The sequence below is a fragment of the Exiguobacterium sp. ZOR0005 genome, from assembly GCF_000798975.1.
Lineage (GTDB): Bacteria > Bacillota > Bacilli > Exiguobacteriales > Exiguobacteriaceae > Exiguobacterium > Exiguobacterium aurantiacum.
Genome location: NZ_JTLB01000013.1, coordinates 57,423 through 79,701, shown reverse-complemented (window position 1 = coordinate 79,701; position 22,279 = coordinate 57,423). Strand labels below are relative to the sequence as shown.

Sequence of the window (22,279 nt, the reverse complement as noted above, 5' to 3'; positions counted from 1 at the left end):
GATCGACAGATGCTCGTGTGATTGAATTAGAAGAACTGACGTGGGTTGACCGTGTTCCCCGCGCTCGATGACGAGTACGAGTAGCTGCCTCTGTGAATCTCAAAGTGGAGATGCGGGCCTGACGAGTTCCCTGTGTTTCCAAGTGTCCCGATGTTCGAACCTTGCGTCACACGCTGTCCGGCGCTGACTGACACCGAGTTCAAGTGGGCGTAAACCGTCGTCCACACTTGACCGTTGATGACGTGCGCGATCATGACGTGGTTTCCGTAAGCCCCACCCCATCCTGCGCGGATAACCGTACCTGTCGCTGACGCGCGGATTGGCGTGCCAACTGGTCCAGCGATATCGACTCCGTTATGGAACGTGTAGCCGAATTGACCGCTTGCCGGTCCCCATCCTTGCGAGAAACGTCCCGCTGCAGGCTGGATGAACATCGCACCAGATGGAGCTGGCGTCGACGCAGTCGGCGTGCTTGGCGCTGGTTTCGGTGCCGGAGCTGCTGGTTTTGGAGCTGGTGCAGCTGGCTTCGGTGCTGGCGCAGCCGGTTTTGGTGCCGGCGTCGAATTTTGTGTCGTTTGGTTTGAAGATGCTGACGACTGGGTACTATTATTACTGTTCTGCTTTTGCTGAGCTGCAGCTTGACGGGCTGCTTCTGCTCGCGCGGCTTCCTGACGTGCCGCTTCTTGACGGGCTGCTTCTTGACGTGCTGCTTCAGCTTTCGCTTCTTCAGCAAGACGTGCTTCTTCTGCCTTACGAGCCGCTTCTTGACGGGCTGCTTCTTCGGCACGACGGCGTGCTTCTTCTTCTTCACGGCGCTGCGCTTCGATTTCTGCTGCAATCGCTTCTTCTTGTGCGATCAATGTCGCTTCGATTTCTTGAAGGTCGAAGATTTGCGTCTCGAACTCGATGTTTTTCTCTTCAAGTTCTTTAATACGCGCTTCGCGCTCTTTCATCTTCTTCTCGAGGTCAGCTTGACGCGCTTCGAGCGCTTTCTGCTGTTCTAAAAGTGAGGCCCGTTGCTCTTTCAATGCGGCCTGTGCCTCTTGAAGAGATTGACGTGTCGCCTCGTAGTCGTTGAACAACTCTTGGTCGCTGCGTTGAATCGTTCCGGCCGTGATCATGCGTGTGATCAAGTCAGAGAAGTTTTTCGAACCGAAAATAAATTCTGCCCAGTTGATCGAGCCGCCACCGTTGATTTGCATCGTGGCCATCCGCTCGCGCATCATCGCTTCTTGAGCTTCCATTTTCTTTTGGTAAGCTTTAATGTCCGCCTCAAGGTCTTCGATTTTCATCTCCGTACGCTTGATTTCTTGGCGCTTCGCGGCGACATCATAGATGATATCTTGGAGCTGGGCGTCCATTTTGTTGACTTCTTCTTGTACCTTCGAGATTTCTTGATTGTTCTCTTGGATTTTTGACGATGTGTTCGCTTGGTTATCTTTTACGTTTTTGCGTTGGTCTTGAACTTTTTTCTGCTGCTCTTGTTTCTCTTTGATTGTCGAGGCATCGGCCACCGAGTGTGATCCGAGAAGCAAGGCGCTGAGTGTCAGTGTCGAGACGGTGCGTTTCCAGTTGATCAATGCGGACATCCTTTCTATTTTGACGGGCTATTTTATGACGTACGAATATGAAGGTCGTTTTGCTATGTAACAAAAACGATTAATTTTTCAGTTTCAACACGACTAATTATATCGAAGAGTCGAATGTTTTCCTGTTAAAGTTATATTTCACTTTTGTTACGATAACAAAGTGGGTATGCCGTTGGTATGCCCACTTTCGCTTTATTTCAACTGTTTTTCTCATTTCTTATTTTCGAAATGTTTCTGTAATAGTAGTTGGAAATAGAAAAACATTTACCTTATGTTCAAAAAGTATTTATGCATTTTTCCTACATTTCACCATTTCCAGTAAACGTAAAAAAGGGCCAGTCGCTGTCTTTGTTATACACAAAGACGACGACTGGCCGAGTGGTTCGTTGTGGTGTGAACACGAGGGGTCTCACACGTCTGATGATACAGACGAATTGTTAACCCTGTATGGACATTTCGTTACAATTTGAGCGCGCCGATGATGACGAACACCCACGCCGCGATGAACAACACACCGCCGATCGGTGTGATGGCGCCTAGCTTCGTGATGCCAGTGAGTGCCATGACATACAAGCTGCCCGAGAAAAAGACGATTCCGGCCAACATGAGCCAACCCGCCGTGTTGAACTGGCTGATGCTCACTCTCATCAAGATGCTTGCTAATGCGATGATCCCGATGGCGTGAATCATGTGATACAACACACCCGTCTGCCAGTTCGCGAGCATGTTCGGTGTGACCTTCTCTTTCAACGCGTGGGCGCCAAACGCCCCTAAGGCGACGCCGAGTGCCATCAAGGCCGCGCCGATGATCAATAACAATTTCATAACCGTTCCCCCTTATCTTACTTTACGTGCTGGTAAATTCCACTGTCGATAGTAGGATATCACTCGAAGCGTCGCGACGACAATGAGCAACGCATAAACCGGCAGTCCGCCTTCCAGCCGGAAGTAGTATGTGACGACGGCAATGATGATCGCCCAGATCGCATACACTTCCGATTGAAGAACGAGCGGCTTTCTTCCCGCGAGCAAATCACGGACGACCCCGCCCCCTACTCCTGTGAGAACCGCGGCCGCGATCGCCGCCGAGAGCGGCAAGTCGAGCTTGATGGCGACTTGCGCCCCTTGGAAAGCGAAGGCGACGAGTCCAATCGCATCGACGATGACCCCCCATCGTTCCCAGTGCGGCAAGACGACGCTCGGCAGCAGGAAGATGAGCAGGGCGACGAGAAAACAAAGGATGAATAAGTCATTTTGTTGCCAAATTAAACTGACGGGGTTGCCGAGCAAAACGTTTCGGATCGCACCGCCGCCGAACGCTGTCGTGAAGGCGAGCAGCCATACCCCAAAAATATCGTACTTTTCGTCCATCGCGATGATGGCACCACTCGCCGCGAACGCAACCGTCCCGACGACGTTGAGTAATTCCCATTCCATGAACATCCCTGGCCCTTTCTCCTAAGCATTGTATGGTACAGTAAAGATACAAAAAATCAGATCAGTCGAGCGACTGCTTGTAAAGGATGTCGGTACTTTTATGAAACGAATCGCTTTGTTCCGCATATGGATTATCGTCACAATGTTCGCCCGATTCATCATCAAAATTTACGCCTTCTCGCGCAAACAGCAGCAAGGTCTCGCCTCTCAAGAAGAGTATGAGGCACTCATGCTTCAGCTCGCCCGCGAGTATAAACGGAACGCCCTCCGCTTGGAAGGTCTTCTCATCAAACTCGGTCAATTTTTGTCGATTCGGGCCGACTTGTTACCACCGTCCGTGCTCAACGAATTGTCCGAACTCGTCGACCGCGTCCCAACGTCCGGTTGGGATAAGTCACGGGCCATTCTCGAAGCCGACTGGGGCGTCCCCTATACGCAAGTCGTCAAAGACGTCGATATCGATGCCGTCGCCTCCGCCTCGATCGGCGAAGTGTACGGCGCGACGCTACTCGAAAACGGCAAGCGGGTCGCGTTGAAAATCCAGCGTCCGGACATCGAAAAAATCATTCGAACCGACTTTAAGGCGATGCGCATCGTCACGACAATGCTCAAGCGGACCGCTCTCGCAAAATCGACCGACTTAGATAGCTTATATCGCCAAATGATTTTTGTCATCGGGGATGAATTAAATTTTCAGACCGAATTGAAAAACGCCCATTATTTCAAGGCGAAGTACGCTGACAACACGAATGTCTACATCCCGGATTACTACGATCACTTATGTACGAACCGCGTCCTCACGATGGATTGGGTCGACGCGCGCCGAATCACCGACCTCGCCTTCTTAAAAGAAAACAATATCGACCGCTCGGCCTTGGCCGAACGACTCTTTACGATGGCGGCCGAACAACTTCTGTTCGGCGGAAAGTTCCACGCCGACCCGCACCCCGGAAACGTTCAAATCCGCGCCGACGGGACGATCATCTTGCTCGACTTCGGGATGGTCGGATCGACGACCCCGCAAGATATGGCGACGATCCGAAAAATACTGCAAGCGTTCATCTCGCTCGACTATGACGGCGTCGTCGACGGACTCGAAGATTTACGATTCCTCTTGCCGACAGCGAACAAGCATAACATTCGGCAAGCGCTCGAAAAGGCCGTCACCTTCTACTTAGAGACAGACATTGAAACGGTCGATACGAAGTTGATCGAGAAAGTGTTGCAAGATATCCAGCTTCTCGTCAAAAATGAGCCGATCCAACTTCCAGCCGAGTTCGCGTTCTTCGGCCGGGCCGCCTCGACACTGCTCGGCATCTTGCAGATTTTAGACTCGAAAATCGATTTGTTCACGCTCGGAAAACCGATCGTCATCCAATGGCTCGAAGCGGACGGGACGACGATTCAAAACCGCTACGTCATGACGGCGCTCAATTACGGCAAAAAGTTATTGAACGTCCCGCCACTGCTCGACAACTATTTGAAAGAACCGACGCGTAAGCGCCTGTCCGAACAAGCGATGTTCCAGCGCCAACTCGAATCAAAAGAACTGCTCCATCGCCAGACGTTCAACTCGGGCGTCATCATCCTCGGCTTGCTCGTCGGACTGTTCGGCTATGTCCGTCCAGATGAGTGGCTGTTCTGGTCAGGTGGGGTCGTCGCTGTCCTCGCCTACTTCAACGCAAGACGCCTCGGCCGCAAAATCCGCCACTTGGCCCGGCAAGATTTCCGCGTCTGACCGTCCCGTCACTCTTTCGAGTGACGGTTTTTTTGTATGAGCCATTGTAAAATTGTGTATGTTTTTTGAAATCGGGTACTTTCTTAAATGTGCACCTAGACGAAAGGGGAGAAAACGATGCGAGCTGAAAACAACTTCATCAACGGTGAATGGATCGAGACGGATGAGACGATTGAAGTACGGAATCCGGCGACCGGCAACATTATGGCCACGGTGACGAAAAGTGACGAGGACGAGGCCCGGCTTGCGGTCGACGCGGCTCACGCCGCGCTGACGGAATGGCAACAACGCACAGCCGAAGACCGGGGCGCCTTATTGCTTGAATGGCACCGCTTGATTGCCGAAGAGACGGACGCGATCGCCCGGACGATGGTCGAGGAGCAAGGAAAGCCATTGAAGGAAGCTGTCGGCGAGGTTCGCTATGCCAACGGGTTCATCGAATGGTACGCCGCTGAAGGCCGCCGTGTGTACGGGGAGACGATTCCCGCTTCGGCGACCAACAAGCGCATCTTCGCCATCAAACAACCGGTCGGCGTCGTCGCGGCGATCACGCCATGGAACTTCCCGGCCGCGATGATCACCCGGAAAGTCGCCCCCGCGCTCGCCGCCGGTTGCACCGTCATCATCAAACCGGCATCGGCCACTCCGCTCACGGCGATCGAACTCGTGAAGTTGGCGGAAAAAGCGGGCTTCCCCCCTGGCGTCATCAACCTCGTCACCGGTACCGCCTCGGACATCGTCAAAGTGTGGCAACATGACCCACGCGTCCGAAAATTGACGTTCACCGGATCGACAGAGGTCGGGAAAACGCTCATGCGCGGCGCCGCCGACACGATGAAAAAAATATCACTCGAGCTCGGTGGCCACGCCCCGCTCATCGTCACCGCCAAAGCCGATTTGGAGAAGGCCGTCCCGCAAGCGATTGCGACGAAATTCCGTAACGGCGGACAGACGTGCGTCTGTGCGAACCGCATCTACGTTGAACGCTCCATCGTTGACGAGTTTTCCGAGAAGTTCATTGAAGCCGTCGAGACGCTCCAAGTCGGCAACGGACTTGATGACGGCGTCGACATCGGCCCGCTCATCGACGATGCCGCCGTCGATAAAGTTATGAAACATCTCGAGGACGCTCAAATCCGAGGGGGAGAGATCACCGGCGGCGAGCAACTTGACGGATTGTTCGTTCGTCCGGCTGTCGTCCGCTATGCGAACGAGGACATGCTGTGCATGAACGAGGAAACGTTCGGTCCGGTCGCACCGATCGCCTCGTTTGAAACACTTGAAGAAGTCATCGAACGAGCGAACGCGACGCCGTTCGGTCTCGCCGCCTACGTGTTCACCCAAGACATCAACGAGGCGCTCTATTTGGCCGAAGCACTCGAATACGGCATCGTCGGCGTCAACGACGGACTCCCTTCGACCCCGCAAGCCCCGTTCGGTGGATGGAAAGAGAGTGGCCTTGGACGCGAAGGCGGCCATCATGGCATCGAAGAGTTTTTAGAAGTGAAGTATATCTCGCTCGGACTATAAAAATGACCGGTTGAACATGCGTTCAACCGGTCATTTTTCACTGTTCGACCCATTCAATCAGATCGGCCGGGGTGGCGATCACATGATCCGCGAGCGCCCATTCCTCGTCATTGCCGAAACCGAATCCGGTCAAGACGACCGGGAAGTCGTGAGCCCGTGCCGCCTCGACGTCGGACTTGCGATCACCGACCATGACGTAGTCCGTGTCGCCGTGACGAAGTCGGTGCGCCGTCAAAATATCGGCTTTCTTTTCCCCACTCACCGATTCCAAACATTCCGGCGCGGTCATGAAGCGTCGGATCCCTTGCGAGTCGAGAATCAAATTCAAATAGTGGACGCCACAGTTGCTCGCCGTCGTCAACGTATGACCGTTCGTATGAAGTGTCTCGAGCATCTCATAAATCCCGTCGAACAAGACGTCTTGGCCTGCCATCGCTTGTTCAAGCGTCTCATGGCGCAATTTGCGGATTTGTCGAATCTCCTCGAGCGTCGCTTCCGGGATGACGTGTTCCCAAAACGCGTTACCTGCCAAACCGTATCCTGACCGGACAGCGTCCTCACTCGGTTTCGGTAAGTGCGGGAGTTGCTCTAGCGCCTTGTGAATCGCTTTCGTCATCGGGACCGTCGTGTCGACGAGCGTCCCGTCAATATCAAATAAAATGACTGCCATGTCGTGTACCCCTCTCTCTTTCCTATGTTCCTACCGTAGCAGAATCCCCATAAAAGCTAAAGTAGAAACGTCCTTCAAAAAAATTCGGCTGACCTGAATTGGTCAGCCGAATGATGATTGTTTTATCCGCGCCAGAAACTCATGCCGCCTTTTACAGAGTAAACGTCCGTGTAGCCTGCTTTTTGGAGCATAGCGGCAGCTCGCTGGCTGCGCATGCCGCTTTGACAGATCACATACACAGGGCGATCTTTATCTTTTGGATATTGGGCGCTCGCATTCCCGAATCCTGATAATGGAACGTTTTTCGCTTGTTTAATATGCCCGCCACGGTATTCTTGAGGCTCTCGGACGTCAAGCAGTTGAATGTTGCGCTCCTCGGCAATTTTCCGTTTCAACTCATCCGTCGAGACCGTCTTCACACTATTTCGTTTCGTCCACCAGAAATAAATCAAACCAATCACTACCGCCACAAATAAGAAATCAAGCATGTGTCCGCCTCCGTTATGCGTAAGTTTTATTAACCTTATTATACCCCCTATGGTATATAAGTCAATGCAGACGACTCAAAAAAGCCACGCCATCAGGCGCGGCTTAAAAATCGAGCAACGAATCGGTTTTCGGTTGATCGTCTTCTTCGAGCGGAATGCCGAGGAAAGCCGCCATTTGTCGATCTAGCGGCGGTTTTTCCGTTGCAGGTGCCACCGTCACAGGGGCGGTCGGTTGAACGGAAGGGCTCGATACCGGGTCCGCGAGCAACAGTTCGCAGTAGCCCATCAACTTGGCGACGTGTCGTTTCTGCGTTTCTCCGCTCGACTGTTCGATTTGCGTCATCACGTGTTTCATCTGGGCGATGAGTTGTTGTTCTGTGATCATTCGTCCACATCCTTTACCCCATCATTGTGCAGGAAGTCGTCACCCCTCGCAAGCGTCACGTTTGTTTCTCGCGTTCGTCCAACCAAGATTGGAACGCCTCATGATCGAACCGTACTTGTGTCGCATAAAACTTAGCCCACCGTGAGAGTTGGCGAACGAAGAGCGCCCGCGCGTCCCCGATCGCCGCGGCGATGTGTTCACTCGCCTCATAGTCGAGGACGTTGGCGTCAGCGTCGGCCCGCGCATGCATTTTGGCCGTGATTTCCGCTTGAACTTTCAACGTCTCGATCAACGAGTCTTCATTTTTAATGTGTTTCGCTTTTACTTTCCGCTTGTACGGAGAACGTTGCCGCACGTAATAGGCGTTGCCATCGATCGTCAAGTAGCCGAGGTACGGGTCGCGGCTATGCACCATCGCCCGTTGCGCCGCGGTCACCCGTGCCCCTTGATGTGAAAGCCCGTCCTCGAACAGCGAGTGCGTCGGTAAGAAGAGCGACGGTACGGCCGACTGGGCTTGTTTCATCTCGAGAATGACGTCTTCATCATGCTCCGCGTCCGCCCCTTCAATCAAGATGTAATAACGTTCGAGGCCAATCGAGGCCGTCCCGCTCTCGAGCTTGATGGCGATATCTTTCACTTCATAGTGATCCGCATGGTGACGGTGTGTCTCCGATAATGAGGATAAATAGTCTGGCCAGGCACTCTTTATTTTCTCGCTCATGCTTGGACTGACAGGGATCAGGTCCTCACTCGTCGCGAAGTAACGTTCTTCGTCGCGCACCTCGGTCCGTTCCGCCATGAACGCGTCTTTCTTCTGCTCAGCTTTCTTGATCACTTTCCTGATCGCTTTCGACGTGTTCGCTTTCGTGAACTGGACGTCCTCGTCTTCCCCTTTCGCGTAACGGGCGATGGCGCGCGCATACGCTTCGGCGTACGTCTCGATTGCCTTCGTGGCGTCGAACCCCGACTCGGCGGCGAACAAGTCGACCGAGATCGCCATCCGCAGCACATCGAACAAATAAGAGCCGATATACGCCTCGTCGAAATCGTTCACGTCGTAAATGATCGTGCCGGCGCCGTCCTCGAACACGCCGAAGTTCTCGAAATGAAGGTCACCTTGAATGAACGTCGGATGTTTTTCGCCCGTGTCGAACGCGAGCGGCACTTTCGCGAAATCGTAGTAAAACAAGTGTGAGCTGCCCCGGAAAAATGAGAACGGGCTCGCGCTCATCTTCTCGTACTTTTCCCGTCTCGCCTCCTCAGACAGATGACGGACCGACGTGTCGTAATAGTCGAGGACGGTCGCAATCGTTTCCCGGCGAATTTGTTGTTTGACCGAAGTGAACATCGAATTCTCCCCTTCACGCATCAAATAAGTGCTTGTACTCCCCGTAACCGGCTGACTCGAGCTCTTCTTTCGGAATGAAGCGCAAGGCGGCCGAATTGATGCAATAGCGTAAACCGCCGAGCTCTTTCGGACCATCATCGAACAGATGCCCGAGATGGCTATCGCCCCGCTTCGAGCGGACTTCCGTACGGACCATATGGTGCGACGTGTCCATATTCATATCGAGACGTTTTTCTTCGATCGGTCGGGCGAAGCTTGGCCAACCGCAATTGGACTGAAATTTGTCGCGTGACGTGAAGAGCGGTGTCCCGTCGATGATGTCGACGTACAACCCTTCCCGTTCTTCGTCCCAATATTCATTTTGAAACGGCGGTTCGGTCCCGTTCTCCTGCGTCACTTTATACTGCATCGGCGTGAGCCGTTCTTTCAACTCTTTCTGTTGTTTCTTGTCGCTCCATGCTTCTTTGACGAACTTGGCGCGACCCGAGCCGACCCGATACATCTCATAGCGGAACGGGTTCTTCTTGTAATAGTCTTGATGATAGTCTTCCGCCTCCCAAAACGTCTTCGCCGGACGGATCTCGACCTCGATCGGGCGGTCGAACCGACCCGAGTCCTCGACACCTTGTTTGGAACGTTCGGCCGCGTCCCGTTGCTCTTCTGAATGGTAGAAGATGGCCGGGCGGTAGGATTCACCGCGGTCATTGAATTGTCCACCACCGTCTGTCGGGTCGATTTGACGCCAATAGATGTCTAACAGTTCCTCGTACGAAATGATATCGGGGTCGTATGTGACCTCGATGGCCTCTAAATGACCGGTCGTCTCAGAACAGACTTGCTGATACGTCGGATTATCGACATGTCCCCCGGTGTAACCCGAGATGACGTGTTCGACCCCTTCGTATTTATGAAACGGTTTGACCATGCACCAAAAACAGCCTCCCGCGAACGTAGCTTTTGCCATGTTGAATCCCTCCTTACTATGTAGTGTACCCAAAAAAATGGAGCGACAACAAAAAACGAGAACCACGAACGTGTTCTCGCCTTCAGTCTTCGACGCGGTTCATATGCCGCATCACTAAAAATAAAATCACACCGACAATCCCGGCGCCAAGTACGGTCAACGCCAGGTTGCCGCGTGCCGATAAAGTATAAAAGATTGCTAGCCCGATCAAAATGAGCGCGATCGGAATGAACGCTCGTTTAAAGTGATCCCAATAACGCACGGACAGTCCCCCTTTTTTATCTATCATACCAAACATTTTTGATATGATAGAGGGGAAGCTCGATTTAACATTTCAAAGGAGGCGGCAATATGAACGTAGACACATTATGGGCGAATCGCCCGACGCTCGTTTGGGAAGACCGATTGAATGAAGGGGATGACGTCTATACGTTGTCCGCGATCCTTGCCGTCGATGCCGCCCTTAAACGCTATATAACCGTATTGACGCGTTCGGACGGTTCAGAGGACTCGGTATTGGCCGCTGTTCGCGACCTCGTTTTGCGCTTGAACGAATTGGACGAGGAGCACGACTATTTCATCGAGACGTTAGAGCGAGAAGAGCTGTACGAGTTTATCGTGGCCGGAGCAGCGCTCGTCGGGTATGAGACGGACGAGGACATAACCGAAGAGTGGCGTGAGTGGTGAGCAGGTTCGTCCCAATCGAACGAAGCCAGCTCCATCTGCCTATGATAAAATAAAGTAATCATTTCCATTTCATGCAGGGGGACTATGTTCATGCTCACCATCATCAATTCATTCTTCATCGACTTATGTATCCTCTTCACGCTGTTCACCATCTCCTTTCTGCCGTATCGCAACCGGCCCCGCCTGACTCCGAAGTCCCCGCTTAAAAGCCGGGTGCTGCTTGGTGTTCAAAGCGGACTCGTCGCCTTGATATTGCTCGCGAACGCCCTTCATCTCGAAGGTGTGCTCATCGATTTGCGGGCAATCCCAATCTCGCTCGCCGTCTTGTTCGGCGGCTGGGTCAGCGGGGTGGTCGCCGGGAGCTTATTTTTGATCGGACGCTTTTTCATGATCACCGACGGCGAGTTCGTCGGTTTTTACTTGGCGGTGTTGACGATGGTCGCGCTCGTCCTTCCGACGAGCCTGTTGCGCTTCAAGCTCGATAACACCCGGAACACGTTGCTCATCTTTACAACGATCAGCGTCGCCGTATTTGGATCGGCGCTTTACTACGCACTGCCGCTCGAACTGTTTTATCCGATCCTGCTCGTCTACATCGTGATGGCGTACGTCGGGGCGTGCGCCGCATACCGTCTGCTCCATGAGTTGCGCCGCCACTTCGAGAACGTCCAGCATCAGCAACAGCTCGCCCGCACCGATGCGTTGACCGGGATCGCCAACCGCCGGCTCTTGAACGAAGCGATGGCGAACTTGACCGTCGAGGCGGAAGAATATGCGCTCATCCTCGTCGATATCGACCATTTCAAGCGCGTCAATGATACGTATGGACACGATGTCGGGGACGACGTATTACGCGAGCTCGGGATGCTTCTTGTTGCCGAGAGTCGCGAAGACCACCTCGTCGGCCGCTTCGGTGGGGAAGAATTTTTGATCATCATGCCGAACGCTCAAAAAGACGAAGTGACCCGTCTGGCCGAATCTATACGAGAAAAAGTCTCGACGTTCCCGTTTGAGACGAGTGCCGGCACGCTTCACATCACCGTCTCGCTTGGTGCTTGCCATTCGAACGATATCGAGGTCGACAGTGTGTTGAAACATGCGGATGAAGCGTTATACCACGCAAAAGAATCAGGACGCAATCGCTTCATATTGGCTTCATAAAGCCAAGGAACGTTCGTAAAGGTGTAACACGTTTGTCAGTTTTCCTGCTTTACTTTCTCTGGTCGAATCGGTAAACTAGGCTAGACTTTGGTTAAGTAAACGAGATAATCATCGATTTGACTAGAAAAAGGGGAAACACATTTCATGGCAGTATTGTTATCATTATTCGGATTGATGTTCGTGGGATCGTTCGTCCTCGACTATCAACGTGGTAAGACGTTCCGCCAATCGCTCTTTGGGGGAGTCGATACTTTAAAACGGAACTTATTCATCTTTTTACGCACTTCGATCTCGATGACCATCTTCATCGGACCGCTTCTCCTCCTTTCAATGCTCGCCTTCCCGCGTCTCATCGGATTTGAAACGGTCGCTGCTTTCATGATCGCCGTCTTGAGCATCGGTTTCGCTGAACGCATCATCGGGATGATCGTCGCCCCGCTCGTGCGAACGTTTTGGCACCAGCGCGGAAAGTTAATGCCGCTCTATCTTGATGCGGGACTCTATATCTTTTTGCTTTCGATTCTCGTCTTAGAGTTTTTATTGAATATTCCCGGCGTCGACATCGGCTCACCGGTTATCGCTGTATTCTATGCCTTCGCTTTATTCTATATCCGATACTTGTTCAGCCTGCTTCGCTTTACACTAAGTAAAGGCGTTCCATCTAGCTGATTCGATCCATATGACTGCGGCCCGTACCGGCCGCAGTTTTCTTTTGAATTTTAATTGACAATGAGAATCGTTATCATCTATACTCAACGTGTAGCTCCCAAAAGCTTGACGCCTTCGTTCCCCAAACGCATGCGTCACGTGGATTCCCCTCCACGACACTCTTTTTGAAAGCATTGCGACAACCCCCATTTGTTGCACCCAGATTTGCCATAAAAAAACGAGCGGCTCTCCGACGGAGCCGCTCGTTTTTCATTTAGGCGAACACATCTTGTTCGATTTGCTTCAATCCATAGAACGTGCCGCGGCTTCGCATCAAGTCCTCGTACGAACCGACCTCGATGACACGGCCGGCTTCCATGACGATGATTTGATCGAACGCTTCGAGCCCGTTCAACCGGTGACTGACCATGACGAGCGTCGCCGCTTCTGCCGTCCGAAATATTTCCTGATAGACGGCGGCTTCGGTCTTGGCGTCGAGCGCCGAGGTCGCCTCATCGAGCAGCCACACCTCGCCGTTCTTCAACAACGCTCTAGCGATGGCGAGTCGTTGCCGTTCCCCGCCGGACAAGTTCGCGCCTTTTTCAAGCACCGGCTCGTCGAGCGAGAAACCGAGACGGACGCTCGCGAGCGCCGCTGTCATCTCGTCGTCGGTCCGGTCTCCGGCGAGCGCCAAGTTTTCACGAATCGTTCCGAAAAAGAAGTGGTTCTCTTGGAGAACGACGCTCGCATGTTGCCAAATCGACGCCTGCGTGACGTCGTCTAGGCGTGCCTCATCGATGAAGACGTTCCCTTCGTCAGGGCGGACAAAAGCGAGAAGCAACTGTAACAACGTCGATTTCCCCGAGCCGCTCGGTCCGACGATTGCCGTTTTCGTTCCGCTCGCAAACACGGCATCGATATCGACGAGAACGTCTCGGAACGTGTCCGGATAGCGATAGCTCACGTGCTCGACTTTGAGCGACGGCGCCGCCTCAAGCGTGATCGGATGACGTGCGGCTTCTGCCGCCTCGATCGCTTCGCTCGGGGCGACGACTTCGAGCAATCGGTCAGCCGCTTGTTTGCTGTCCGCAAAATGACCTGGGAACACCGCCATCGGCGTCGCATTCTCAAACGCCGTGAGCGACATCATGATGAGCATCGCCAAGAAGAGACCGTCGAGATCCCCTCCGACGACGAGATACGCCCCGATGGCGAGCACACCCCATGAAACGAGGAGAGACGCCCCGACGACGAGCGACGAGTTGAAGAACTGATTCGTCACGTCTCGCCGTTGAACTGCGGCGTAACGGTCGCTTCGGTCGAGCAGATCGTCTCGTGTGCGTCCGAGCTGATCATGAAGCAACAGGTCTCGATACCCGTACATCATCTCGGTCATCCCGCTCGACAAGTCTCCGCGGAGCGTCCGAATCTCTTGGTCATGCTTGGCGCGAACGCCTGCGAACAACGCCGGAATCAAAAACCCGGTCACGATCACGCCAAACAAGATCCATAGGCTGACGAGCAGTGAGAAGTACGTGACGAAAAAGATTGTGCTCAAGAAGACGAGCACTAAGATGATAGGCGGATAGAACACGCGCAGAAAGTAATTTTGCAAACTTTCGACGTCTCCGACGACACGCGCGAGCAAATCCCCGCTTCGGTACTTGGCGAAAATGTTCGGGACGAGCGGCTCGAGTTGGCGATAAAACCGAACACGAAGTTCGCTCAAAATCGTGAACGTCGCCCGGTGCGAGGCGAGACGTTCTTGGTAACGAGCACTTGCCCGGATGACGCCAAACAACTTGATCAAGACGACCGGGATCATGAGCGCGTAAAGAGGCGGCACAAGCCCGGCCCGGGAGACGAGATACCCGCTCGCCGCGAATAACGCGACGGCGGCAAGGCCGGCCACATAACCGAAGAAGATCGAGAGGACGATATCCTTCTTCTCTTTCATCATCCATTTGGTGATTGTCCAAAGTGAACTCATCCGCTCACTCCTTTCTGCAGTGCAAACAATTCGGCATAGGCTGGCACATCGAGCATTTGCTCATGCGTCCCGCTCGCGACGAGCTCGCCTTCTTCCATGAACCAAATCGCATCAGCCTGTTTGATCGTGTGCAGGCGATGCGCGACGGTGACGAGCGTCGCGTCACGCGACAACTCCTCGATCGACCGCCGAACGATTCGTTCGGTCATCAAATCAAGTCCTGTCGTCGGTTCGTCGAACAAGATAATTCCCGGCCGCTTCAAGAATGCGCGGGCCAGCGCGAGTCGTTGCCGTTCACCGCCGGAAAGTCCGTAACCGCCTTCCCCGAGCTCGGTATGGAGCCCGTCCGGCAAGTTACCGATGACGTCGACGAGTCCTGCCGCTTCTGCCGCGCGCAAGATGGCTGCCTCATCGGCCGTTTCGCCGAGCGCGATGTTGTCGGCGAGCGTCCCGGCGAACAAGTAAGGGTTTTGTGAGATGTATCCGACCGTCCCATACCAAGACGTATCGGTATACGTGTGGAGCGGCTTGCCGTCCACGAGCACTCGCCCGGCATCCGGGTTGACGAGTCCGGACAAGACGTTCAACACGGTCGTCTTCCCTGATCCGCTCGCCCCAACCAAGGCGACGTGGGAACGAGCCGGGATTTGACCGCTGAGCGGATGGAGCGTGAAGCGCCCGCCTTCATATTGAAACGAGACGCCTTCAAGTGACAGGTCCGGGGTCCGGTTCGACAGTTCACGGTCGCCCCATGTGATGCGCTCTTCCGGGGCATCGAGCGCCTCGAAAATCCGGTCGGCCGCGCCCATGCTGCCGCGTCCGGTATGGAACGCACCGCCCAAGTCTTTGATGGCCAGGTAATATTCAGGTGCCAACACGAGAATCAAGAACCCTGCGAAGAACGTCAAGTTTTGCCAGACGACCATCTGCAACGCGACTTCAAGCGCAACGACACCGGTACTGAGCATCGAGATAAATTCGAGCATGAGTCCGGACAAGAAGGCGGTCTTTAAGACGACCATCGTCGCGTCCCGAAAATCAAGGCTGCTCTTCTCGATCGCTTGGGCTTCCCGTTCGGTCCGCCCGTACAACTTGAGCGTCGTCAACCCTTGCAAGACGTCCAAAAACTTACCCGAAAACTGATTCATCTTCTCCATCTGTTGCTCAGACTTCTTCTGGGTCGCAATCCCGATGATGATAAAGAAGATCGGGATGAACGGCGCCGTCACCATCATGATGACGCCCGAAATCCAATGCTGGCTGAAGACGACGATAAGGATGAGAAGCGGGATAATCGACGTTTGAATGACTTGCGGCCAGTACTGGCTGAAGTAGGCATCGACTTCATCGACCGCATCCATGTAGACGCTCACTTTTTTTCCGGACTGACCGGACAGCGACGTCTCGATCGGATTCGACGTATAGCGGTCGAGCAACTGTCGCCGGAGCGTCCGCTTCGCCTTTTCCGACAGACTTGCCCCGATCCGGCCCGAGACGTAACCGAACATCGCCCTTACGAGCAAGGCGAGGACGAGCCAACCGAGCGCCGGGAGGACACTTTCAAATGATTCATTTTTTAAGAAAACACGATCGACGACATCGACGATCAAATAGGCTTGGGCCAAAATCGACAACCCGATCATGACGGCCGCGATGACGAGCCCGACGATATGCCGTTTTTCGGCTAAAGCGAGAGCTTGCAGTCGTTTCACTGCGTTCATCCTTTCTAACAATCCGTAACATCATTTCTTTGTGATGATTCTCACTAATTATATCGTATGCATCGCTCCATAGCGAACGCTTCGCTTAGCAGGACATGCAAAAAACACCGTCCGGTTCAAACGGTGTCAATGGCTCGCTTGCTCGAAGTATTCAGGATGCTCGGTCACGAGTTGGCGGGCATCCAATTGAAGGATGTCTTCTTTTCGGAGCTTGGACAAAATGTTCGAGACCGTCTCCCGTGATGTCCCCGAGATTCGTGACAGCTCGACCGTCGTGAACGGACAACGGACCCGGACCCCGTCAGCATCGCGTTCCCCGAGGTCTTCAATCAAATAGTGGATCGTGTTCAACACGCGGTCGGTCGCACTCGGCGTGATGATTTCTTGAACACGCCGCTCGTGCAAATCAAGAATCCGATTCATTTGTCCGACGATGTGCAGGAGCATCGTCGCATTTCTCGAGACGAGCTGTTCGAAACGGTCGGTCGGCATATAAATGACCGAGATATCGGTGAGCGCTTCCGCCGAATGCCGATAATACGTCTCGGTGAACATGCCGCTGTACGGGAACAGTTGCTTCGGTTTCAAATAGTCCGCATATTGATAGGTCGCCGCTTCATTCAAACGTTCGAGTTTGACGTAGCCGTCCATTAAAAAATAGACACGCTCGCGCGGGTCCCCTTCCATGAACAAAATCTGTCCTTTCCGATACGTGCGGCAGTAGACGTGGGGCAGGAGCGCCTCTAATTCCCGACTGGCACTCTTTTGAAAAACATCGATTTGTCTCAAGTCGTCGATCGTCCATCGTTGTGACATCGTGCATCCCTCACTTCCTCAATCAACTTCTTCTCTCTCAGTATAAGGGATTGCGATAATGTAAACGCTTTCAAATTCCGACAGTTTTCTGACAAGAAAAAAGAGGGGCTGCCCCCTCTTTAATCCAGCATCAGTTCCATGATCGCATCTTGTAAGTCACGATCCAATTCGAGCGCATGTAAATCAAAGAGCCAAGCTTCAAGCCGCGTTTTCGCCGCGGCCGACCGATAGAGTCGATCCTTCAAATCATACGCGATCTCGGCTCGGTCAAGAAATTGATATAAGCGATCGAGACGATTATCATTCGTCGTCAGCTCGACCGGGAGCTCGACGGTCAGCTCTTCTTCAATCGGACCGAGTTCGACTCGAAGCGTCTGTGTCGCCCGCTCATATTCGCCTTCTGCTTTAACGCCGCGCACGAGCAAGGTGATGTTCCGCTCCTCCGGTAAGACGGTCGTGTCCCCGGTCACACGGATGTGTAAGCGTCTCGCTTCCCAATCAAGGGTGAATGTCGTTTCCGCATAGGCACCGGTCTCATAGGCGCGATCCGTTCCGTTATCTTCAAACAACGTGAACGTGTTTGAGGCGCCCGGAAAGACGACGACTTCAAGTTCGGCCGGATTGTCCGTATTGTTGCTACCGGTATGGTGTGCCGCCATCGGGACGATCGCCCCGGCTTTCGCGAACACGGCCTGTTCGTCAAGTCGCCGGAAAGCACGCACGGATTTTCCACCGACGTAATGATGTCCGGTGAAGAAATCGAACCAGTCGCCTTCCGGTAACCAAACGTTCGCCGGAGCGACGTGGAGGCGGTCGTTTCGTTTGACGACGATCGGGGCCACAACTAACTCACTGCCGAAATAATACTGATTCGGCGCTTCGTATGCCATCTCATCTTCCGGATGGTCATAATACATCGGCAAAATGAGCGGTGTCGCGTCCATATGATTGCGCCAATTCATCGTATACAAATATGGCACGAGTTGATGTCGGAGCCGAAGGAAGTGTTTCATCGCCTGTTCGGCTTCCATACCGAATCGCCATGGCTCTTTCCCATTGAAAATGCTAAACGTCGAATGGAGTCGCGTAATCGGACTGAACACGCCGAAAGCGACCCAACGTGCCGCGAGCTCATCGTCTTTCACGCCACGGTAATGCCCACCGATATCATGGCTCCACCAGCCGTATCCGATATTCGAGGCCGTGGCCGTGAAGTACGGCTGGAACGCGAGTGAAGCCCACGAGATGAGCGTGTCGCCCGAGAATCCGACCGGATAACGGTGACTCCCCGGCCCGGCATAACGCGAAAAGATGAGCGGCCGGTTGCCGTCGCGCGCGATATCGACCGCATGATAATGATTCAGCATCCAGAGCGGGTCGAGTCCTTCCATCTTCGACGTCGATCCTTGTTGCCAGTCGATCCACCAAAAGTCGACGCCATCCGCTTCATGCGGATGATGCATCTGCTCAAAATAGGATTGGATGAAACGCTTGTCGGAGAAGTCAAACGGAATCCGGTCACCGGTCTCGGGATCGATGCCCATCGCCTCCGCCATCGCCGCATACTGATCTTCAAATGCGCGGACACCATCGGCAGGATGCAGATTTAATGTCACGAGGAACCCTTCTTCTTTTAACCAACTCAAAAAGCCTTTCGGGTCCGGGAACAAGTTTTTATTCCACGAATAGCCCGTCCAACCGCTCCCGAATTCTTCGGGGATATCCGTGACGTGCCAATCCATATCGATGACACTGACGGAGAACGGGATGTCCTCGGTTCTGAATCGATGCATCAGGCTCTTATATTCCGTCTCATCATATCGCCAGTAGCGGCTCCACCAGTTGCCGAGCGCCTTACGCGGCAGAAGCGGCGTCGGGCCTGTCAATTGATAGAAATCGCGCAGTGCTTGCCGATACTCGTGGCCATAACCGAAGTAATACAAATCATGGATGCCTTTACGACGAGGTTCCACGAACCGATCGTCTGTCATGATGAATGATGTCGAGTCGTCAATCACGGCATAGCCTTGTTTTGAGGCGATCCCTTCTTCGAGCTCAACCGCACCGTCCACGTGGTCAAGTGTCCGGGCCGTTCCTTTTAGCGTCCGTTCTACCCCATGGAACGTGTAACGGCTGTAATACGTACTAAAGTTCCCCTTCACGTCTACATAGAGCGTGTTCGGTGCGAACGGACCTTTCACGTAATACAAATGAACGTGCTCCGTGATGATTTGCAGCTCATGCTCATTTTCCACGACGCGAAAATCTGGGACGTCGAACTCGCGATTCCAGACGACTTGGGTCGGTCGATCTTCAAACACACCATCCTCGGCATACTCCATCCGAATCAATTGACTCGTGAGCACGGTGAAGCGATAACAATGTCCTTGAACGATGGCACGTTCGTCCGCCTGCGGTTTCATTTGTTTCGTATAGACGTTGTCTTGTTCAAATAAGCGCATAGTGTCGAGCGTTGCCGCTCTTCGTCACTTCCTTCCCAAATATAGTACAACCGTTTACACCATTGATGATCACCATGTCTGGTTCGACATACAACCTTCGTTCCCTATGTCAGAGCGGAGAAAACGAGGAGAGGCCGATTCACAAAAAAAGCCGCGATTTTGATCATCGCGGCTTCGTGCTTATTGTTGGAGCGTCGCTGCGAGGCGGACGCGGGTGCCGATATCGCCGCGAACGGCTGTCCGGGCTTGAGCGAGCGATGTGATGACCGCGACACGGCCTTCCCCGGTTTCCGCAAATTGAAGGGCGGCCCGAACTTTCGGCAACATGCTGCCCGGTGCGAACTGTCCTTCCGCGATGTACGTCTCGAGCTGTTCTTTCGTCGTCTCTTCAAGCGCCGTTTCTTCAGGCGTCCCGAAATTGACGTACACGTGATCGACCGCCGTCAAGATGAGGAGCATGTCTGCTTCGACGAGTTCGGCCAGTTTCGCGGCGGCGAAATCTTTGTCGATGACGGCCTCGACCCCGACGTAACCGTCCGGCGTATCGACGACCGGGATGCCGCCACCGCCTGAGGCGACGACGATATGTTCCCGCTCCACGAGGTCGCGGATGACGGCGTGCTCACAAATCGCTACCGGGAACGGACTTGGGACGACGCGGCGATACCCTCGACCGGCATCTTCTTTGAACACGTAGCCGCTCTCTCGTTCGATGCGCACCGCTTCTTCCTGCGAGTAGAAAGGGCCGATCGGTTTGGTCGGGTGGCTGAAGGCGCTGTCGTTCGGATCGACGACGGCCCGGGTGACGATCGGGGCGACCGAACGTTCGAGCCCACGGGCCCGAAGCGCTTTTGTGAGTGCATTTTCAAACCAATAACCGATCATGCCTTGCGTCATCGCGCCGCAGACGTCGAGCGGCATCGCCGGTGTCGCCTCGCTGTCGGCAGCCGCTTGTTGCAACATCAAGTTGCCGACTTGCGGGCCGTTCCCATGCGTGATGATGACATCGATCCCTTCTTCGATCAATCCTGCGAGCGCATCAGCGGTCGTCTCGACAGCACGAATTTGGGCCTCGGCCGTCGCATCCTTTCCTTGTTGGATCGCATTCCCGCCTAACGCAATGACGACTCGTTTTTTCACCATGTCTGTTTCCCCCGATCAAATGACTGAGATGTTTCCTGTGACGATGCGAACGACTGCTAAAATGGCGAGCGCCGTCAAGATGCCGGCGACGATCCATTCTGTTCTCGTCAACGTCTTGATGCCGTTCTCACGTTGTGCTTTCACATAAAGGAGCGTGCCTGGTGCGTACAGCATCGTCGTCAACAACAAGTAATCGACGCCAGCCGCGTAGATGAGCCAGATGCCGTAAATCGAAGCAACCGCCCCGATGATCAAGTCACGCGTCCGTCGTTCACCGGCGTTATACCCGATGCCGCCTTTCGCCACTTTCACTTGATAGAACGCGGAGAACGCGTACGGGATCAAGATGGCGCTCGAGGCGAGCGAGAACGCAAAGTTATAGGCGGCGTCCGAGAACAAAAACGTGAAGAGGAACAATTGAATCAAACCGTTCGTGAGCCAGAGCGCATTGACCGGCGCGTTGTTCTTATTCTCTTTCGTGAACCATTTCGGAAAGACACCGTCTTTGCCGGCGACGTAAGGAATCTCGGCTGCAAGGAGCGTCCAACCGAGCCACGCCCCGAGAACGGAGATGACGAGACCGCCGTTGATGAGCATGGCTCCCCATGGTCCGACGGCAGATTCTAACAAGTAAGCCATCGCCGGTTGAGAAGCGTTCGCCACGTTTTCTGGATTCATCAGCCCGAGCGACATGATCGAGATGAGCAAGTAAATGACGAGCGTCCCGAGGAGACCGATGACCGTCGCTTTCCCAACGTCCGAGCGTTTCCGGGCCCGGCCGGACAAGACGACGGCCCCTTCGACCCCGATGAACACCCAGAGTGTGACGAGCATCGTCGAGACGACTTGGTCTTTTACGCTGCCCCACGAGAAGCCGCCTTGGCCCCAAAAGTCGAACGTGAAGTTGTCTAAATTAAAGAAGAACAAAGTGATGGTGATGAAGGCAAAAATCGGAACGAGTTTCGCAATCGTCGTGATGATGTTGATCATCGACGCTTCATGGATGCCTCGTAAAATGAGTGAGTGGACGAGCCAGAGCATGATCGATGCCCCGATGATGGAGGCGATGTTTTGACCGCCTGCGAAGATTGGGAAGAAATAGCCGACCGAACTGAACAACAGCGTCGCGTAGGCGACGTTTCCGAGCCAAGCCGAGAGCCAGTAGCCCCAGGCCGAGTTGAACCCGACGAACTGACCGAAACCGGCCCGGGCGTAACTGTATACCCCGCCGTCGAGGTCGGGACGCCGCATCGTCAAGTTTTGGAAACTGAGACCGAGCGTGATAATCCCGATCCCGGTGATGACCCAGCCGATGAGAATCGCACCTGCGTTCGCTCCTTGGGCCAAGTCGGCTGCCAAGTTGAAGGCGCCACCGCCGATCATCGAACCGACGACGAGTGCCGTCAGGGCCCCGAGCCCTAACCGTTTGTCTTTCGGACTAGGACTTGCGCCAACGGAACCGCTTGAGTCATGATCTATTTTCGTAGACATTTAACTCATCC

The 22,279-nt window shown here is 53.9% G+C and carries 20 protein-coding genes; 5 read left to right on the top strand and 15 right to left on the bottom strand.

The features are described from left to right. Positions 1 to 26: 26 nt before the first annotated feature. The 3 genes from L971_RS05740 to L971_RS05730 all read right to left on the bottom strand — a co-directional run bounded on the left by L971_RS05740 (position 27) and on the right by L971_RS05730 (position 3,032). Positions 27 to 1,589 carry a murein hydrolase activator EnvC gene (locus L971_RS05740; protein ID WP_029334161.1) on the bottom strand — a complete coding sequence of 521 codons (1,563 nt, stop codon included), beginning with the start codon at positions 1,587 to 1,589 and terminating at the stop codon, positions 27 to 29. 459 nt (positions 1,590 to 2,048) lie between these two features. After that, positions 2,049 to 2,414, bottom strand: a complete 366-nt coding sequence (locus tag L971_RS05735; RefSeq protein WP_024371199.1) for a DUF423 domain-containing protein — start codon at positions 2,412 to 2,414, stop codon at positions 2,049 to 2,051. A 12-nt stretch (positions 2,415 to 2,426) separates the two neighbouring features. Further along, positions 2,427 to 3,032 carry a trimeric intracellular cation channel family protein gene (locus L971_RS05730; protein WP_034800099.1) on the bottom strand — a complete coding sequence of 202 codons (606 nt, stop codon included), beginning with the start codon at positions 3,030 to 3,032 and terminating at the stop codon, positions 2,427 to 2,429. 94 nt (positions 3,033 to 3,126) lie between these two features. Here L971_RS05730 and L971_RS05725 point away from each other — a divergent pair, with 94 nt between their 5' ends. Together L971_RS05725 and L971_RS05720 are read left to right on the top strand one after the other, a co-directional pair. After that, positions 3,127 to 4,764 carry an AarF/ABC1/UbiB kinase family protein gene (locus tag L971_RS05725; protein ID WP_024371201.1) on the top strand — a complete coding sequence of 546 codons (1,638 nt, stop codon included), beginning with the start codon at positions 3,127 to 3,129 and terminating at the stop codon, positions 4,762 to 4,764. A gap of 117 nt (positions 4,765 to 4,881) precedes the next feature. Beyond that, on the top strand, positions 4,882 to 6,294 hold the full coding sequence (locus tag L971_RS05720) for an NAD-dependent succinate-semialdehyde dehydrogenase (RefSeq protein WP_047374894.1): 1,413 nt from the start codon (positions 4,882 to 4,884) through the stop codon (positions 6,292 to 6,294). A 37-nt stretch (positions 6,295 to 6,331) separates the two neighbouring features. Here L971_RS05720 and L971_RS05715 read toward each other — a convergent pair whose 3' ends face one another. From L971_RS05715 to L971_RS05690, 6 genes are all read right to left on the bottom strand, one after another. Beyond that, on the bottom strand, positions 6,332 to 6,964 hold the full coding sequence (locus L971_RS05715; RefSeq protein ID WP_024371203.1) for an HAD family hydrolase: 633 nt from the start codon (positions 6,962 to 6,964) through the stop codon (positions 6,332 to 6,334). A gap of 122 nt (positions 6,965 to 7,086) precedes the next feature. Next, complete coding sequence (locus tag L971_RS05710; protein ID WP_024371204.1) at positions 7,087 to 7,452, bottom strand: rhodanese-like domain-containing protein; 366 nt, start codon at positions 7,450 to 7,452, stop codon at positions 7,087 to 7,089. Positions 7,453 to 7,555: 103 nt separating this feature from the next. Continuing rightward, entirely contained in the window at positions 7,556 to 7,837 is a 282-nt protein-coding gene (locus L971_RS05705; protein WP_029334156.1) for a DUF5327 family protein, read from the bottom strand. A 55-nt stretch (positions 7,838 to 7,892) separates the two neighbouring features. Continuing rightward, the gene (locus tag L971_RS05700) at positions 7,893 to 9,185 is read right to left on the bottom strand and encodes a DUF2252 domain-containing protein (protein ID WP_047374891.1); all 1,293 of its coding nucleotides are present in this window, start codon (positions 9,183 to 9,185) and stop codon (positions 7,893 to 7,895) included. 13 nt (positions 9,186 to 9,198) lie between these two features. After that, a complete protein-coding gene (msrA, locus tag L971_RS05695) occupies positions 9,199 to 10,149 on the bottom strand; it encodes a peptide-methionine (S)-S-oxide reductase MsrA (protein ID WP_024371207.1) in 951 nt (316 codons plus the stop codon). Positions 10,150 to 10,231: 82 nt separating this feature from the next. Further along, positions 10,232 to 10,411, bottom strand: a complete 180-nt coding sequence (locus L971_RS05690) for a hypothetical protein (RefSeq protein WP_024371208.1) — start codon at positions 10,409 to 10,411, stop codon at positions 10,232 to 10,234. An 89-nt stretch (positions 10,412 to 10,500) separates the two neighbouring features. Here L971_RS05690 and L971_RS05685 point away from each other — a divergent pair, with 89 nt between their 5' ends. The 3 genes from L971_RS05685 (at position 10,501) to L971_RS05675 (ending at position 12,666) form a co-directional block, all read left to right on the top strand. Further along, positions 10,501 to 10,836 carry a hypothetical protein gene (locus tag L971_RS05685; RefSeq protein WP_024371209.1) on the top strand — a complete coding sequence of 112 codons (336 nt, stop codon included), beginning with the start codon at positions 10,501 to 10,503 and terminating at the stop codon, positions 10,834 to 10,836. Positions 10,837 to 10,926: 90 nt separating this feature from the next. After that, entirely contained in the window at positions 10,927 to 11,997 is a 1,071-nt protein-coding gene (locus L971_RS05680) for a diguanylate cyclase (protein ID WP_047374888.1), read from the top strand. A gap of 144 nt (positions 11,998 to 12,141) precedes the next feature. After that, positions 12,142 to 12,666, top strand: coding sequence for a hypothetical protein (locus tag L971_RS05675; RefSeq protein ID WP_047374886.1), 525 nt, complete (start codon positions 12,142 to 12,144; stop codon positions 12,664 to 12,666). A gap of 253 nt (positions 12,667 to 12,919) precedes the next feature. Here L971_RS05675 and cydC read toward each other — a convergent pair whose 3' ends face one another. The 6 genes from cydC to arcD all read right to left on the bottom strand — a co-directional run bounded on the left by cydC (position 12,920) and on the right by arcD (position 22,268). Next, positions 12,920 to 14,635, bottom strand: a complete 1,716-nt coding sequence (gene cydC, locus L971_RS05670) for a thiol reductant ABC exporter subunit CydC (protein ID WP_047374884.1) — start codon at positions 14,633 to 14,635, stop codon at positions 12,920 to 12,922. Further along, a complete protein-coding gene (cydD, locus tag L971_RS05665; protein WP_029693736.1) occupies positions 14,632 to 16,356 on the bottom strand; it encodes a thiol reductant ABC exporter subunit CydD in 1,725 nt (574 codons plus the stop codon). Before cydD ends, cydC begins: the two co-directional genes overlap by 4 nt. Before the next feature lie 126 nt (positions 16,357 to 16,482). Next, a complete protein-coding gene (locus L971_RS05660; RefSeq protein WP_024371214.1) occupies positions 16,483 to 17,172 on the bottom strand; it encodes a Crp/Fnr family transcriptional regulator in 690 nt (229 codons plus the stop codon). A gap of 119 nt (positions 17,173 to 17,291) precedes the next feature. Further along, on the bottom strand, positions 17,292 to 19,634 hold the full coding sequence (locus L971_RS05655) for a glycoside hydrolase family 31 protein (RefSeq protein WP_024371215.1): 2,343 nt from the start codon (positions 19,632 to 19,634) through the stop codon (positions 17,292 to 17,294). 180 nt (positions 19,635 to 19,814) lie between these two features. After that, positions 19,815 to 20,777 (bottom strand): carbamate kinase, encoded by a 963-nt coding sequence (gene arcC, locus L971_RS05650; protein WP_047374881.1) that lies wholly within the window; start codon positions 20,775 to 20,777, stop codon positions 19,815 to 19,817. A gap of 15 nt (positions 20,778 to 20,792) precedes the next feature. Continuing rightward, positions 20,793 to 22,268 carry an arginine-ornithine antiporter gene (gene arcD, locus L971_RS05645; RefSeq protein WP_047374879.1) on the bottom strand — a complete coding sequence of 492 codons (1,476 nt, stop codon included), beginning with the start codon at positions 22,266 to 22,268 and terminating at the stop codon, positions 20,793 to 20,795. Between the last annotated feature and the right edge of the window lie 11 nt (positions 22,269 to 22,279).

What these genes read in the sequence shown, in the direction of transcription:
- L971_RS05720 (WP_047374894.1), top strand. Translation starts at nt 4,882, where the DNA reads ATGCGAGCTGAAAACAACTTCATCAACGGTGAATGGATCGAGACGGAT.
- L971_RS05715 (WP_024371203.1), bottom strand. Translation starts at nt 6,964, where the DNA reads ATGGCAGTCATTTTATTTGATATTGACGGGACGCTCGTCGACACGACG.
- L971_RS05655 (WP_024371215.1), bottom strand. Translation starts at nt 19,634, where the DNA reads ATGCGCTTATTTGAACAAGACAACGTCTATACGAAACAAATGAAACCG.
- L971_RS05705 (WP_029334156.1), bottom strand. Translation starts at nt 7,837, where the DNA reads ATGATCACAGAACAACAACTCATCGCCCAGATGAAACACGTGATGACG.
- arcC (WP_047374881.1), bottom strand. Translation starts at nt 20,777, where the DNA reads ATGGTGAAAAAACGAGTCGTCATTGCGTTAGGCGGGAATGCGATCCAA.
- L971_RS05685 (WP_024371209.1), top strand. Translation starts at nt 10,501, where the DNA reads ATGAACGTAGACACATTATGGGCGAATCGCCCGACGCTCGTTTGGGAA.
- L971_RS05675 (WP_047374886.1), top strand. Translation starts at nt 12,142, where the DNA reads ATGGCAGTATTGTTATCATTATTCGGATTGATGTTCGTGGGATCGTTC.
- L971_RS05730 (WP_034800099.1), bottom strand. Translation starts at nt 3,032, where the DNA reads ATGTTCATGGAATGGGAATTACTCAACGTCGTCGGGACGGTTGCGTTC.
- L971_RS05725 (WP_024371201.1), top strand. Translation starts at nt 3,127, where the DNA reads ATGAAACGAATCGCTTTGTTCCGCATATGGATTATCGTCACAATGTTC.
- L971_RS05680 (WP_047374888.1), top strand. Translation starts at nt 10,927, where the DNA reads ATGCTCACCATCATCAATTCATTCTTCATCGACTTATGTATCCTCTTC.
- cydC (WP_047374884.1), bottom strand. Translation starts at nt 14,635, where the DNA reads ATGAGTTCACTTTGGACAATCACCAAATGGATGATGAAAGAGAAGAAG.
- L971_RS05740 (WP_029334161.1), bottom strand. Translation starts at nt 1,589, where the DNA reads ATGTCCGCATTGATCAACTGGAAACGCACCGTCTCGACACTGACACTC.
- msrA (WP_024371207.1), bottom strand. Translation starts at nt 10,149, where the DNA reads ATGGCAAAAGCTACGTTCGCGGGAGGCTGTTTTTGGTGCATGGTCAAA.
- arcD (WP_047374879.1), bottom strand. Translation starts at nt 22,268, where the DNA reads ATGTCTACGAAAATAGATCATGACTCAAGCGGTTCCGTTGGCGCAAGT.
- L971_RS05710 (WP_024371204.1), bottom strand. Translation starts at nt 7,452, where the DNA reads ATGCTTGATTTCTTATTTGTGGCGGTAGTGATTGGTTTGATTTATTTC.
- L971_RS05700 (WP_047374891.1), bottom strand. Translation starts at nt 9,185, where the DNA reads ATGTTCACTTCGGTCAAACAACAAATTCGCCGGGAAACGATTGCGACC.
- cydD (WP_029693736.1), bottom strand. Translation starts at nt 16,356, where the DNA reads ATGAACGCAGTGAAACGACTGCAAGCTCTCGCTTTAGCCGAAAAACGG.
- L971_RS05660 (WP_024371214.1), bottom strand. Translation starts at nt 17,172, where the DNA reads ATGTCACAACGATGGACGATCGACGACTTGAGACAAATCGATGTTTTT.
- L971_RS05735 (WP_024371199.1), bottom strand. Translation starts at nt 2,414, where the DNA reads ATGAAATTGTTATTGATCATCGGCGCGGCCTTGATGGCACTCGGCGTC.